The 14,548-nt window shown below is 74.6% G+C and carries 12 protein-coding genes; 11 read left to right on the top strand and 1 reads right to left on the bottom strand.

Annotated features, from left to right (window positions below; translation table 11 throughout):
* The first annotated feature begins 386 nt into the window (after window positions 1-386).
* On the top strand, window positions 387-4,253 hold the full coding sequence (locus VR894_RS10180) for an Rne/Rng family ribonuclease (RefSeq protein WP_324651270.1): 3,867 nt from the start codon (window positions 387-389) through the stop codon (window positions 4,251-4,253).
* 61 nt (window positions 4,254-4,314) lie between these two features.
* On the opposite strand, the gene VR894_RS10175 is transcribed toward VR894_RS10180, so the two are convergent.
* Window positions 4,315-4,770 carry a hypothetical protein gene (locus VR894_RS10175; RefSeq protein ID WP_324651269.1) on the bottom strand — a complete coding sequence of 152 codons (456 nt, stop codon included), beginning with the start codon at window positions 4,768-4,770 and terminating at the stop codon, window positions 4,315-4,317.
* Window positions 4,771-4,846: 76 nt separating this feature from the next.
* Here VR894_RS10175 and VR894_RS10170 point away from each other — a divergent pair, with 76 nt between their 5' ends.
* The 10 genes from VR894_RS10170 to proB all read left to right on the top strand — a co-directional run bounded on the left by VR894_RS10170 (window position 4,847) and on the right by proB (window position 14,499).
* Entirely contained in the window at window positions 4,847-5,857 is a 1,011-nt protein-coding gene (locus VR894_RS10170) for a siderophore-interacting protein (protein ID WP_324651268.1), read from the top strand.
* Between the two features lie 19 nt (window positions 5,858-5,876).
* Entirely contained in the window at window positions 5,877-6,926 is a 1,050-nt protein-coding gene (locus tag VR894_RS10165) for an iron ABC transporter permease (protein WP_324651267.1), read from the top strand.
* A complete protein-coding gene (locus VR894_RS10160; protein ID WP_324651266.1) occupies window positions 6,923-7,993 on the top strand; it encodes a FecCD family ABC transporter permease in 1,071 nt (356 codons plus the stop codon). The genes VR894_RS10165 and VR894_RS10160 overlap by 4 nt, the downstream gene beginning before the upstream one ends.
* Window positions 7,990-8,805 carry an ABC transporter ATP-binding protein gene (locus VR894_RS10155; RefSeq protein WP_324651265.1) on the top strand — a complete coding sequence of 272 codons (816 nt, stop codon included), beginning with the start codon at window positions 7,990-7,992 and terminating at the stop codon, window positions 8,803-8,805. The genes VR894_RS10160 and VR894_RS10155 overlap by 4 nt, the downstream gene beginning before the upstream one ends.
* A 27-nt stretch (window positions 8,806-8,832) precedes the next feature.
* The gene (locus VR894_RS10150) at window positions 8,833-9,861 is read left to right on the top strand and encodes an iron-siderophore ABC transporter substrate-binding protein (RefSeq protein ID WP_324651264.1); all 1,029 of its coding nucleotides are present in this window, start codon (window positions 8,833-8,835) and stop codon (window positions 9,859-9,861) included.
* 59 nt (window positions 9,862-9,920) lie between these two features.
* Window positions 9,921-10,574: an SDR family oxidoreductase gene (locus VR894_RS10145; protein ID WP_324651263.1), complete on the top strand. Its 654-nt coding sequence runs from the start codon at window positions 9,921-9,923 to the stop codon at window positions 10,572-10,574.
* 478 nt (window positions 10,575-11,052) lie between these two features.
* The gene (gene rplU, locus VR894_RS10140; RefSeq protein WP_324651410.1) at window positions 11,053-11,361 is read left to right on the top strand and encodes a 50S ribosomal protein L21; all 309 of its coding nucleotides are present in this window, start codon (window positions 11,053-11,055) and stop codon (window positions 11,359-11,361) included.
* A gap of 50 nt (window positions 11,362-11,411) precedes the next feature.
* Window positions 11,412-11,669, top strand: a complete 258-nt coding sequence (rpmA, locus tag VR894_RS10135) for a 50S ribosomal protein L27 (protein ID WP_324651262.1) — start codon at window positions 11,412-11,414, stop codon at window positions 11,667-11,669.
* Between the two features lie 153 nt (window positions 11,670-11,822).
* On the top strand, window positions 11,823-13,364 hold the full coding sequence (gene obgE / locus VR894_RS10130; protein ID WP_324651261.1) for a GTPase ObgE: 1,542 nt from the start codon (window positions 11,823-11,825) through the stop codon (window positions 13,362-13,364).
* Window positions 13,365-13,377: 13 nt separating this feature from the next.
* The gene (proB, locus tag VR894_RS10125; RefSeq protein ID WP_324651409.1) at window positions 13,378-14,499 is read left to right on the top strand and encodes a glutamate 5-kinase; all 1,122 of its coding nucleotides are present in this window, start codon (window positions 13,378-13,380) and stop codon (window positions 14,497-14,499) included.
* Window positions 14,500-14,548 lie beyond the last annotated feature (49 nt).

The following is a 14,548-nucleotide window of genomic DNA, read 5'->3' as shown; positions in this document are numbered from 1 at the left end:
CAGGGGAAATAGCGGTGTGGGACCAAGGTCCCGACGACGCACCAGGGTGTCGTCCGCGCTCGCCGGGGTGCGCTGTGCGATACTCGTCGTGGTTGGGGGACAGGTCCACACCCCGTTCACCGGCCCGACGACGAAACAGGTACTTGCCTCGACTTCGCGCCGCCTCACCATCCGGGTGAGTGCGTTGCTGCTGAAGCGGCAAGGTGCTTCGCCGTACGTCCTCCGGGTCGTGCAGGCGGTGCCTGGGACGCCGCCGCCGTCCGAGTGACGCGAACGCTGCGGAGCCCGGCCGTGACAAATGACTTCCGTCGTGGGCGACCGCCGACGACGACGAACCGACCGAGGCGTCGACGGTGTGGACGACGACCACGGCGAGGAACACGTCCATGACTACGACACCAGACGCAGTGCAGCCCGCGGACCAGCCGAAGCGCAGGCGCGTCACCAAGGCCACGTCGGCGCCCGCGACGGCCGACCAGGCCGCCGCCCCGGACGCGAGCGCCGAGCCGACGACGGCGCCGCCTCGCAAGCGGGCACCGCGCAAGACCGCCGCCGCGAAGGCTGCGGCCCAGGAGGGCTCGCCCGCCGAGCAGTCCGCGGCCGCCCCGCAGGAGGAGTCCGCACCGGCGCCCCGCAAGCGTGCGAGCCGCAGCCGCAAGCCGGCGGCCGCCGACGCCGCGACCGAGACGGCCGCCGAGGCGGTGGCCGACAGCGCTGCCGACCCCACGACACCCGGCGGCTCCACCGACACGACGGCAGATGGCGCGCCCGCTGCCGAGCCGGCCGCCCGCCCGGCCAAGCGTGCGCCGCGCGCCCGTAAGCCGGCCGCTGCCAAGGCCGGCACCGCCACCGAGACCGCTCAGCAGCTCGCCGCCGAGGGGGCCGCCGGCACCGGGGCCACGACCGGCGACGCCACGGCCTCCGCCGCCGACGCCGACCAGGCACCCGCCACGGCCTCCGCCGGCGCGACCGACGGCGCCGACACCGACCAGGCACCCGCCAAGGCGGCGCCGAAGCGGCGCCGGTCCACGCGGAGCACGAGTGCCCCGGCCGACACGACGCAGGGCGAGGCGCCCGACACGACTCCCGCGGCGGACTCCGGCACCGCGACCGCGGCCGCCGAGGCCGAGCAGCCGGCGAAGGCCCGGTCCACGCGCAGCCGGGCGAAGTCACCGGCCGCCACCGAGCAGGACGCGCCGGCCGCGGGCCGGCCGGTGAAGAGCCGCTCGAGCCGGAGCAAGGCCACGCCGGCGCCCGAGCAGCAGCCGGCGGAGGCCACCGAGCAGGCGGAGACCACCGAGCCGGTGGACGCCGCGGACGAGCAGGCCGCCCCCCAGCCGAGCGGCCGCAAGCGCCCGGCACGCAACCCCGAGCAGAAGATCGACGTCCTCGCGGCGTTCAGCGCGGCCGACCAGGCCGCCGAGCCCGTCACGGACGAGGACGAGGAGGAGGACGTCGAGGACGTTCGCCTGCCCGCCACCGCACTGCTCTTCCAGGCGCCGGACCCGAGCCGCGCCCGCCGCCGCGTGCGGGCCGAGGCGGGACCGCCGCGTGCACGGGTGGAGGAGACACCGGCCGCCGCACCGGAGGAGACCGCTCCGGCCCCGCAGGCCGACGACACCCGCACCGCCGAGCCGGCCGAGGACACCTCGGGCTCCGGTGAGGACGAGGGCACGGACGACACCGGCGAGAGCACGGACGGCACCGGCGAGAGCACCGGCGAGGGCGGCCAGCGTCGCCGTCGTCGTCGCGGCGGCCGCGGCCGTCGCAACCGCGGAGGCAACCGCGAGGACTCCGACAGCGGCGAGGACGACTCGAGCGAGGACGAGAGCGCCGAGCCGGCCGCAGAGGCGACTCCGGCCTCCACCGACAGGCGCGACGACGACTCCAGCGACTCGACCGACTCCGAGGACGACGAGACGAGCAGCCGCCGCCGTCGGCGCCGGCGCCGGGGCAGCAGCGGCGGCGGCAACGGCCGCGGTGACGACGGCTCGGCGACCTCTCGCGAGGGCCGCGCCGCGCGCGAGGAGATCACCGCGCTCAAGGGCTCGACCCGTCTCGAGGCGAAGCGGCAGCGCCGGCGCGACGGACGCGACGCCGGTCGCCGCCGCAACACCATCACCGAGGCCGAGTTCCTCGCCCGCCGGGAGGCCGTCGACCGCGCGATGGTCGTGCGTGAGCGCGACGGTCGCACCCAGATCGCGGTCCTGGAGGACGGCGTGCTCGTCGAGCACTACGTCGCCCAGGAGACGCAGAGCTCGATGGTCGGCAACGTCTACCTCGGCCGGGTGCAGAACGTGCTGCCGAGCATGGAGGCCGCCTTCGTCGACCTCGGCAAGGGGCGCAACGCCGTCCTGTACGCCGGTGAGGTCAACTGGGACGCCGTCGGGATGGGGGGCCAGCCCCGCCGCATCGAGCAGGCGCTGTCCTCCGGCGACCCCGTGCTCGTCCAGGTCACCAAGGACCCGATCGGCCACAAGGGCGCCCGGCTCACGGCGCAGGTCACCCTCGCCGGCCGGTACCTCGTCTACGTGCCCTCCGGTGCGATGACGGGGATCTCGCGCAAGCTCCCCGAGAACGAGCGCGCCCGCCTGAAGAAGCTCCTCAAGGAGATCGTCCCGGAGGGCGCGGGCGTCATCGTCCGCACCGCCGCCGAGGGCGCCACCGAGGAGCAGCTGCGCGCCGACGTCGAGCGCCTCACCGCCCAGTGGGCGGACATCGAGGCCAAGGCGAAGTCCGCGAAGTCCGCGCCCGTGCTCCTCAAGGGTGAGCCCGAGCTCGCGGTCCGCGTGGTCCGCGACGTCTTCAACGAGGACTTCGGCTCGCTCGTCGTCTCCGGTGACGGCGCGTGGAACACCATCTCGACGTACGTGCGCGAGCTGTCCCCGGACCTCGCCCACCGCATGCACCACTGGACGCACTCCGCGGACGTGTTCGCCGAGCACCGCATCGACGAGCAGCTCGCCAAGGCCATGGACCGCAAGGTCTACCTGCCCTCGGGCGGTTCGCTGGTCATCGACCGCACCGAGGCGATGACGGTCGTCGACGTCAACACCGGCAAGTTCGTCGGCTCCGGGGGAACCCTCGAGGAGACGGTGACGAAGAACAACCTCGAGGCCGCCGAGGAGATCGTGCGTCAGCTCCGGCTGCGCGACATCGGCGGCATCATCGTCATCGACTTCATCGACATGGTGCTCGAGTCCAACCGGGACCTCGTCCTGCGCCGCCTGGTCGAGTGCCTGGGCCGCGACCGCACCCGCCACCAGGTGGCTGAGGTGACGTCGCTCGGCCTGGTCCAGATGACCCGCAAGCGCGTCGGCCAGGGCCTCGTCGAGGCCTTCAGCGAGCCGTGCGAGCACTGCGGCGGCCGCGGGTACGTCGTCCACGACCACCCCGTCGAGAAGGGCTCCTCCGGTGACGGAGAGGGGCGCCGCCGCAAGCAGCGCAACGGCGGCTCCCGCCCGGCCGAGACCCCCGTCGTCGCGCCGTCGGACGACCCGGACGCTGTGGCGGCTCGCGAGGCCGTCAAGGCCACCCTGGCCACCATTGCGGCAGCAGCAGCGCAGGCTCACCAGGAGGGTGGCGACGAACCGGCAGCCCTCGAGGGCGCGGAGGCCGCGGCACCCGGCGAGGGCACGGCCCCCGCCGAGGACTCCGCACCCGAGCGCGGGGCGTCCGCCAGGGGGCGGGCGCCCAGGGGGAGCCGCGCCCGCACCGAGGACGCGGCCGCCAACGAACCGGTCGCCGACGACGCCTCGGTCGAGTCGACCCAGGCCGCCGACGACGTCCGCGCCTCCCTCGAGGCGCTCGCCGCCGCGCTGCCCGCGGGACGGGAGGAGAGCGCCCCCACCGACACCGACGGTGCGGCCGAGACGGCCGCACCGGCCAAGCGCGGTCGGTCCAGGCGGAGCGCGTCGCGTCGGGAGTCCGCACCGGAGCAGTCCGCCGCCGAGGCGGCCGCCGCACCGGAGCAGTCCGCGTCCGACCAGGCCGCCGCACCGGAGCAGTCCGCGTCCGCGTCCGCACCGGAGCAGCCCTCCGCCGAGCAGGCTGCCGCACCGGAGTCGGGCGCCGGGCAGACCGCCGCACCCGAGCAGCCGCCCGCCACAGAGGCCGCACCCGAGCAGCCGCCCGCCGCAGAGGCCGCGCCCGAGCCGGTGACGACCGCGGACGCGTCCGGGACCGACGAGGCGCCGCCGCGCCGCAAGCGCGGACACCGCCGCGTCACCTCCGGCGGTCCCGTCACCGCCTGAGCACGGCACGACCCTCTCGCCCGCCCCGTGACCCACGGGGCGGGCGAGCCCGTCTGCCCTCCTACGCCGTCGGTGAGCCGTTGAGCGTCGCCTGGGCACGGCGCACTGCCTCGTCGACCCGCTCGAGGAGGTAGCGGGCTCCCGGCCCGGTGAGGTAGCCGTGGTCGGTGACCCACTGACGCAGCGCCGCCACGACCTGCAGCTGGGTCCGGGCGTCACGGGAGGCGGGGAGCAGCCACGCCGGGTGGCAGAAGCCGGGGAGCGCGGCCACAACGACCTCCGCACCCGTCACCCGGACGACGGCGTCGACCGGCTCGAGCTGGCGCTCGGCACCGACGAGGACGAGCTCGTCGGGGGTCAGCCACTGCTCGCCCTCGGTGTCGAGGTAGGTGAGCAGGTGCGCCCGGACCCTGGGCAGGCGTGCCCGGGTGGCGGGGTGGGTCGCGACCGGCGCGGAGGCGAAGAAGGACGCGAGCAGGTGCGCCCCCGACAGCGGGACCCGAGCGTCGTCGTCCATGGCCCCAGCGTGCCAGCAGGGACCGACATCGCCCCGCATCTGGCGTCGAGGCGGGGGGAGGTGATTAACTTAGGTAATGCTTACCTCACCACGGAGCACCGCCGAGGCCCGGCAGGACGTCCCCCTCGACGGACGCCCCGCCTACCGGCCGTTCGCGGTCGAGGTCGACAGGGTCACCACCCTCGGCCCGAGCTTCCGCCGCGTCACCCTCACCGGCCCGGACCTGCGCTGGTTCGGGACCCACGGCCACGACCAGCGCGTCAAGCTGCTCCTGCCGCTCGAGGACGGCCACCTCACCGACGTCGGGCAGGACGACCCCGAGACCATCCTCGCGGGTACGTGGTACGAGCGCTGGCGCCAGGCCCCCGAGGACCGCCGCAGCCCCTTCCGCACCTACACCGTGCGCGCGGTCCGGCCCGAGGCCGCCGAGGTCGACATCGACATGGTCCTCCACGGCGACGCCGGCCCCGCCTCGCGCTGGCTGCTGCGCGCCGCCGCGGGTGACCGCCTCGTCCTCGTCGGGCCCGACGCCCGCTCCCGCGACCACGCCGTCGGCGCCGACTGGGCACCGGGAAACGCCACCGAGCTGCTCCTCGCCGGGGACGAGACCGCCGTCCCCGCGATCTGCTCCATCCTCGAGAGCCTGCCCCCCGGCCGGCGCGCCCAGGCCTTCGTCGAGGTCCCCGGACCGGGGGACGTCCTGGACGTCACCCTGCCCCCGGACGCGCACCTCACCTGGCTCATCCGCAACGGGCACCCCCACGGGCACGAGCTCGTCCCCGCGGTCCGCAGATGGGTCGGCTCCCACGCCGCCGTCGTCGACGACGCGCGCGCCGTCGTCCGGCAGGCCCTCGAGGACGTCGACGTCGACACCCAGCTGCTGTGGGACTCGCCCGTCCTGCAGATCCAGCCCATCGACTCCTGCGGCCGCGGCGAGCGCTGCGGCTCGGAGTTCTACGCCTGGTTCGCCGGCGAGGCCGGGGTCATCAAGACGCTGCGCCGCACGCTCGTGAGCGAGGCCGGCGTGTGCCGTCGTCGGGTGGCCTTCATGGGCTACTGGCGGCAGGGCCGGAGTGAGGCGCAGTGAGCGCCTGCAGCACCCGTCGATGACCGCGACCCTCACCGAGGCCCCCCGACGCACCCAGCCGACGAGCCGCCGGCTCCTCGCGCTCGGCGGCGCCGTCGCGCTCCTGCTGGTCGCCGTCGCCGCCAGCCTGGCGCTGGGTGCCCGGGACATCCCGCTCGCCACGGTCCTCGAGGCGCTCACCGCCCGCGTGGCGGGCGACAACGACCACAGCGTCGTCCTCGACCAGCGTCTGCCGCGCACCGCCGTCGGCCTCCTCGTCGGCGCCGCCCTCGGCCTCGCCGGCACCCTCATGCAGGGCGTCACGCGCAACCCGCTCGCCGACCCGGGGATCCTCGGCATCAACGCGGGAGCCTCGCTCCTCGTCGTGCTGGCGATCACGGTCCTCGGCATCACCAGCCCGTCCGCGTACGTCTGGTTCGCCTTCGCCGGGGCGGCCGCCGCCACGGTCGTGGTCTACGGGATCGGGGCGAGCGGTCGGCAGGGCAGCACCCCCGTCCGGCTCGCGCTCGTCGGGACCGCGCTCACCGCCGGCATCACCTCCGTCCTCACCCTCCTGCTCCTCGGCAGCACGACGGCGACCAACGCCTACCGCTTCTGGTCCGTCGGCTCCCTCGCGGGCCGGGGGAGCGGGGCCGGTGGGGACGTCCTCCTCGCCCTGGTGCCCTTCCTCGTCGTCGGGGCCCTTCTCGCACTCCTGTCCGGGAGGGCCCTCAACCTGCTGGCGATGGGTGACGACGTCGCCCGCGGCCTCGGCCTCGCCGTCGGCCGGGCCCGTCTCCTCGCCATCGTCGCCGCCGTGCTCCTCGCGGGCGGGGCCACCGCACTGGCCGGGCCGATCGTCTTCGTCGGGCTCGTCGTGCCGCACGTCATCCGCGCCTTCACCGGTCCTGACTACCGCTGGATCCTCGCCGCCGCCGTCGTCGTCGGCCCGACGCTGCTGCTCGCCGCCGACGTCCTCGGGCGGCTCGTCGCGCGGCCCGGTGAGCTCGAGGCCGGGCTGGTCGTCGCCTTCGTCGGCGCGCCGGCGATGATCGCGATCGTGCGCCGTTCCCGGCTGGCGGGCCTGTGACGACGACGGCGCCCGCACCGGGCGCGGCACCGACCCGGGACGCCCACGAGGTGCTCCAGGCGGTCCGGCGTGCCCGACGACGGCGCACGGCCACGGTCACCCTCGTCCTCCTGGCCGTCGTGCTCGCCCTGGCATGGGTGAGCCTCACGTGGGGCGGGCACACCGGTGCGCTCCTCGACTACGCCGCCGGGGTGTTCGGCGGGGGCAGCGGGGAGGGCGCCTTCACCATCGGGCGTCTCCGCCTGCCGCGGGTCGTCCTCGCGGCCCTCGTCGGGGTCGCCCTCGGTGTCTCCGGGGGCATCTTCCAGACCGTCCTCGGCAACCCGCTGGCCAGCCCGGACATCCTCGGCGTCAGCGGGGGCGCGAGCGCCGCCGCGGTCTTCGCGATCACCGTGCTCGGGCTCTCCGGTGCTGCCGTCGGCGTCGCCGCCGTGCTGGGCGCCGCTGCCGTCGCCGCCCTCATCTACGTCCTCGCCTGGCGCGACGGAGTGACCGGCTACCGCTTCGTCCTCATCGGGGTCGGCATGGCCTTCGCGGTCAACGGAGTCATCGGCTACCTCCTCACCCGCAGCCAGGTGACCGACGTGCGGTCGGCGCTCGTGTGGATGGTCGGCAGCCTGGGAACCCCGCGCTGGCGGGAGGTCGGGGTGCTCGCGCTCGCCGTCGTCGTCCTGCTGCCGCTCGTCGCCGTCGTCGCCCGCAGCATCCGTGCGCTCGAGCTCGGGGACGAGGCCGCCGGTGGGCTCGGCGTCCGGGTGGAGCCGGCGCGACTGTCCGCGCTGGCGATCGCCGTCGCCCTGGCCGCCGCTGCCACCGCCTTCGCCGGTCCCGTCGCCTTCGTCGCCTTCGTCTCCGCCCCGATCGCCCGGCGGCTGCTGCCCACGGGCGGGCTCGCCCTCGTCCCGGCCGCCCTCGTGGGCGCCGTCGTCGTGCTGGCCGCCGAGCTCGTCGCGCAGCACGTCGTCCCGTCCCTGGAGGTCCCCGTGGGAATCGTCACCGGCGCCGTCGGTGCCACCTACCTGCTGTGGCTGCTCGCCACCGCCGACCGCCAGGGGCGCTCCGCATGACCGGTCACCAGCTGCGCGCCGCCGGCCTCTCCCTCGCGTACGACGGCCGTGAGGTCGTCAGCGGGCTGGACCTCACCGTGCCACCCGGCTCGATCACCGTCATCGTCGGAGCCAACGGCTGCGGCAAGTCCACCCTGCTGCGTGGGCTGGCCCGCCTCCTGCGCCCGGTGGGCGGCAGCGTCCTGCTCGACGGCGAGCCGATCCACGGCCTGCCCGCCCGCGACGTCGCCCGCACGATCGGGATCCTCCCGCAGAGCCCCACCGCGCCGGAGGGGATCACGGTCGCCGACCTCGTCGCGCGGGGACGCCACCCTCACCAGGGCTGGTTCCGGCAGTGGAACGCCCAGGACGACGACGTCGTCGCCTCCGCCCTCGAGGCCACCGGCACCCTGGCACTCGCGGCACGGCGGGTCGACGAGCTCTCCGGCGGGCAGCGGCAGCGGGTGTGGATCGCGATGGCGCTCGCCCAGGACCCCGACGTCCTCCTCCTCGACGAGCCGACGACGTTCCTCGACGTCACCCACCAGCTCGAGGTCCTCGACCTCCTGCTCCAGCTCAACCGGGAGCGGGACCGCACCGTCGTCATGGTCCTCCACGACCTCAACCTCGCGGCGCGCTACGCGGACCACCTCGTCGTCATGCAGGACGGCGCGGTCCGCGCCCTCGGCAACCCCCGCGACGTCCTCACCGAGGACCTCGTCGCCGAGGCCTTCGGCCTGCGTGCCCGGATCGTCCCCGACCCCGTCTACGGCTCGCCCATGGTCATCCCCATCGGGCGGGTGGACGGCCACCACGACTCCACCGACGCCTGACCACCCCACCCTCACCAAGGAGCCCCAGTGTCCCGACACCTCACCCGGCGCGCGGTCCTCGCCGCCGCCGCCGTCCTCGCCCTCGCGGCCTGCTCCACGGAGCCCGCCGACGACGACGGCGCCACCAGCGGCGCCGCTGCCACCAGCGACGGCGGCGACCAGCCCGTCGCCGTCGAGCACGCCTTCGGCACCACCGAGGTCCCCGGCGACGCCACCGACGTCGTCACCCTCGGCTGGGGCTCGACCGAGGCGGCACTCGCCCTCGGCGTCGTCCCCGTCGGGATCGAGGCGCAGACCTACGCCGTCGACGAGAACGGCCTGCTGCCGTGGGTCAACGAGGCGCTCGCCGACGTCGACGAACAGCCGACCATCGTGCCCGCCGGCGTCGAGGAGCCCGCGTACGAGGACATCGCCGGCCTCGAGCCCGACGTCATCCTCGCGCCGTACTCGGGCGTGACGCAGGAGCAGTACGACCTCCTCAGCGAGATCGCGCCCACCGTCGTCTACCCGGAGGAGCCGTGGACGACGCCGTGGCGGGAGGTCATCACCATCGTCGGCACGTCCCTCGGGCTGGACGCCGAGGCCGAGTCGCTCGTGGCCGACCTGGACGCGACCCTCGAGGAGACCGCCGGTGCGCACCCCGAGCTCCAGGGCGTGACCGTCGCGGCGATCTGGGACGTCGGTGGCACCTTCTACGTCTACAAGCCGGCCGACTCACGCGTCGACTTCCTCCTCGACCTCGGCCTGGAGAGCGCGCCGTCCGTCGAGGCGCTGGACACCGGTGAGGAGACCTTCGTCTACTCCCTGTCCTACGAGCAGACCGACCAGCTCGACGCCGAGCTCATCGTCAACTACGCGAGCACCCAGGACGAGGTGGACACCTTCCTCAGCCAGTCCTACGCACAGGCGATCCCCGCCGTCGCCGACGGCGCCGTGGCCCACATCGTCGGTGACCAGCTCGTCGCGGCGATGTCCCCACCCACCGCCCTGTCCCTCGACTGGGGCCTCACCGAGTACGTCGAGGCGATCAGCGCGGCGGTCGCCGAGATCGGCTGAGCCCGGTGGCCCCTCCCGCCGCCCGCGGCGAGGATGGGGACCCGACCGGAAGGAGTGCCATGAGAGTCGTCATCGCCGGAGGGCACGGACAGATCGCCCAGCACCTCGAACGCCGGCTGGCCGAACGGGGGGACACGCCCGTGGGCATCGTCCGCAACCCCGACCACCGTGCCGACCTCGAGGCGAACGGGGCGGAGGTCGCGGTGCTCGACCTCGAGCAGGCGAGCGTCGCCGACCTCGCTGCCGTGCTCGAGGGGGCCGACGCCGTCGTCTTCGCCGCCGGTGCCGGGCCGGGCAGCGGCGCCGCCCGGAAGGAGACGGTCGACCGGGACGCCGCCGTGCTGCTGGCCGACGCCGCCGAGCAGGCGGGCGTGCGCCGGTACGTCATGGTCTCGGCCATGGGCGCCGACAGCGGCGGCGGCGGGGGTGAGGACGTGTTCAGCGTCTACCTGGACGCGAAGAAGGCCGCCGACGACGACGTCATCGCCCGCGACCTCGACTGGACGGTCGTGCGCCCGGGTGGGCTCACCGAGGACCCCGGCACCGGCCGGGTACGGGTCGCTGCGAGCACCGGCAGGGGACAGGTCCCACGGGAGGACGTCGCCGCCGTCATCGTCGCGGTCCTGGACCGGCCGGCCAGCGCCCGCCAGGTCCTCGAGGTCATCGGCGGCGACACCCCCGTCGAGGAGGCCGTCGCCGCCCCCGGCCCCTGACGCCCCCCACCCACGCGCCGACCCCCCCCCACGCGCCGAGAGCGGAGTTGTTGCGCACGCGCCGACGGCGGGCGCCCCAGCCACGCACCGGCGGCGGTCGCCGCCCACCCCTAACGCGCCGAGAGCGGAGTTGTTGCGCTCGTGCCGGCGGCGCCCCACCCGCGCACCGAGAGCGGCGCTCCTCGGCGCAACAACTCCGCTCTCGGCGCGGAGGCTCGGCGCAACAACTCCGCTCTCGGCGCAGGGGCTCGGCGCAACAACTCCGCTCTCGGCGGGAGAGAGAGGGGGCGGTGGGTCGTGTGCGCGAAAGCACACCGGATCCGCCGGATCGGCGGGCTGGCGACATTTGCCCGGTGGGGACGTGGCGCGTACCCTAGAACGTCGGTGCGTCTCAGACGCGCCGTCCCTTACACGCCCCGCGCGGTGCAGCCTCACGGCCGCTGTGCGAGGTCCCGTAACGACAGAGATGAGCAGCAACGTGGTGTACGCGATCGTCAAGGCCGGCGGCCGACAGGAGAAGGTGTCCGTCGGCGACGTCGTCGTCATGAACAAGGTTGACGGCGAGGTTGGGCAGACCGTCAACCTCACCCCGCTCATGCTCGTGGACGGCGACAAGGTGACCACCGGTGCGGAGGACCTCGCCAAGGTCACCGTCACCGCCGAGATCGTGCGCGCGGAGCGCGGCAAGAAGATCACGATCCAGAAGTTCAAGAACAAGACCGGCTACCGCAAGCGCCAGGGCCACCGCCAGGAGCTGACCCGCGTCAAGGTCACCGGCATCAAGTAGCCCTCTGGGCCTCGTCACCCCCGTCCTTTACACACGAAAGCAGGCTTGAGATGGCAACGAAGAAGGGCGCCAGCTCCACCCGGAACGGTCGCGACTCCAACGCCCAGCGCCTCGGCGTCAAGCGCTTCGGCGGTCAGGTCGTCAACGCCGGCGAGATCATCGTCCGCCAGCGCGGCACCAAGTTCCACCCCGGCGAGAACGTCGGCCGCGGCAAGGACGACACCCTGTTCGCGCTCGCTGCCGGTGCCGTCGAGTTCGGCAGCCGCCGCGGCCGCAAGACGGTCAACGTCGTCGCGGCCGAGGTCTGAGCGACACACCGGCATCACGCTTCAGGCGGGGGCGGACGGCACGGGCCGTCCGCCCCCGCTGCTGTATTCACCGCTAGTACCCCCTCGCCGAGAGCGGAGCTGTTCACCGAACAACTCCGCTGTCGGCGAGAGGGGGGATGAGAAGGAGGAGAGATGGCCAGCTTCGTCGACCGTGTCGTGCTGCACGTGGCCGGCGGGAACGGTGGCAACGGCGTCGCCTCCATCCGCCGGGAGAAGTTCAAGCCGCTCGGCGGCCCCGACGGCGGCAACGGCGGCAGCGGCGGTGACGTCATCCTCGAGGTGGACCCGCAGACGACGACGCTGCTGTCCTACCACCACTCCCCGCACCGCCGCGCCACCAACGGCACGCAGGGCGGCGGGGACCTGAAGTACGGCAAGAACGGCGCCGACCTCGTCCTGCCCGTCCCCGACGGCACCGTCGTCAAGAGCGTCGACGGCGACGTGCTGGCCGACCTCGTCGGCGCCGGCACCCGCTATGTCGCCGCGGCAGGCGGCCGCGGTGGACTGGGCAACGCCGCCCTGGCCTCCCCGCGCCGTAAGGCGCCCGGCTTCGCGCTGCTCGGCGAGGAGGGGGAGACCGCGGACCTCGTCCTCGAGCTCAAGAGCGTCGCCGACGTCGCGCTCGTGGGCTTCCCCAGCGCCGGCAAGTCCAGCCTCATCGCCGCCATGTCGGCCGCCCGCCCGAAGATCGCCGACTACCCCTTCACCACGCTGGTCCCCAACCTCGGCGTCGTCCAGGCGGGCGACGAGCGCTTCACGGTCGCCGACGTCCCCGGCCTCATCCCCGGGGCGAGCCAGGGCAAGGGGCTGGGACTGGACTTCCTGCGGCACATCGAGCGCTGCGCCGTCATCGTCCACGTGCTGGACTGCGCGACCCTCGAACCGGGCCGCGACCCGATCAGCGACCTCGACACCATCGAGGCCGAGCTGTCCGCCTACGCCGAGGACCTCGCGGTGAGCGGTCGGCTCCCGCTCGCGGAGCGGCCGCGCGTCGTCGTCCTCAACAAGGTCGACGTGCCCGAGGCCCGTGAGCTCGCCGACATGGTCCGCCCCGAGCTCGAGGCGCGGGGCCTGAGCGTCCACGTGATCTCCGCCGTCAGCCACGAGGGCCTGCGCCCGCTGTCCTTCGCGCTGGCGGGGCTCGTGGCCGAGGCCCGCGCCGCGGCGCCGCCGACGGAGGCGACCCGCGTCGTCCTGCGCCCCCGCGCCGTGGACGACGCCGGCTTCACCGTGACCCGGCGCAACCGGCACGAGGGTGTCTTCTACCAGGTCCGGGGCAGCAAGCCCGAGCGCTGGGTGCGTCAGACGGACTTCGCCAACGACGAGGCCGTCGGCTACCTCGCCGACCGGCTCGCCCGGCTCGGCGTGGAGGACGAGCTCTTCAAGGCCGGTGCCAAGCCGGGCGACGAGGTCGTCATCGGCCCGGACGAGGGCGGCGTCATCTTCGACTGGGAGCCCACCATGCTCACCGGCGCCGAGCTGCTCGGCCCGCGCGGCAGTGACCTGCGGCTCGAGGACGCGGCGTACGCGCCGCGCACCACGCGCGCGGACAAGCGCCGCGAGTACCAGGAGCGGATGGACGCCAAGACCCAGGCGCGGGACGAGCTGTGGACGGAGCGGGAGTCCGGTCACTGGGCCACCCCCGAGGCGGAGGAACCGCCCACGGCACAATAGGACCGTGACCCCACTGCATGACCGTGCCGGCGTCGCCGCTGCCGGGCGGGTCGTCGTCAAGATCGGCTCGTCCTCGCTGACGGCGCCCGGTGGACGCCTCGACGTCGACCGGCTGCGCCGGCTCGTCACCGTCATCGCCGACCGGCGGGCGGCCGGGCAGGAGGTCGTGCTCGTGTCCTCCGGTGCGATCGCAGCCGGGATCGCACCGCTCGGCCTGCCGATGCGCCCCACCGACCTCGCCACCGCCCAGGCCACCGCCTCGGTGGGGCAGGGCATCCTCGTGGCCCGGTACACCGAGGCCTTCGCCGAGCACGGGCGCCGGGTGGGCCAGGTGCTGCTCACCGCCGAGGACCTCATCCGCCGGCAGCACTACCGCAACGCCCAGCGCGCGCTGGGCCGCCTCCTCGCGCTCGGCGTCGTGCCGATCGTCAACGAGAACGACACCGTGGCGACCGACGAGATCCGCTTCGGTGACAACGACCGCCTCGCCGCGCTCGTCGCCCACCTCGTCCGTGCCGACGCGCTCGTCCTGCTCACCGACGTCGACGGACTCTACGACGGGCCGCCGTCCCGGCCGGGCACCCGGCGGATCGATGAGGTGCGCGGACCGGAGGAGCTGGAGGGCGTCGAGGTCACCGGCCGCGGCACCACCATCGGCACCGGCGGGATGGTCACCAAGCTCGAGGCCGCGTCCATCGCGACGAGCGCGGGGGTGCCCGTGGTGCTCACGGCCGCGGACAACGCCGCCCAGGCGCTGGCGGGGGAGCGGGTGGGCACCTGGTTCGCGGCCACCGGGCGGCGCAAGAGCACCCGCCGGCTCTGGCTGGCCCACGCCGCGCGCACCAGCGGGCGCCTGGTGCTGGACGACGGCGCGGTCCACGCGATCACCCACGGCAAGCGCTCCCTGCTCGCCGCGGGGATCGTCGGCGTCGAGGGCGACTTCGAGCCGGGGGACCCCGTGGAGCTGGCGACGACGGCGGGACGGGTCATGGCCCGCGGCATCGTCGGCCACAGCGCCGTCGAGGTGCGCCAGATCCAGGGCAAGACCACTACCCAGCTGCGCGACGAGGAGGGCACCCCGCACCCGCGCGCGGTCGTCCACCGCGACGACCTCGTCATCGTCAGCCGGTACTGACCGACGCCCGGAAGTGGCGGCGGCGCGGCGGGCTGCCGCGCGGCACTTC

It is taken from the genome of Georgenia sp. H159, assembly GCF_035607575.1.
In the GTDB taxonomy this organism is placed as follows: Bacteria; Actinomycetota; Actinomycetes; order Actinomycetales; family Actinomycetaceae; genus Oceanitalea.
This window is presented reverse-complemented; position numbering and strand designations above follow the sequence as displayed.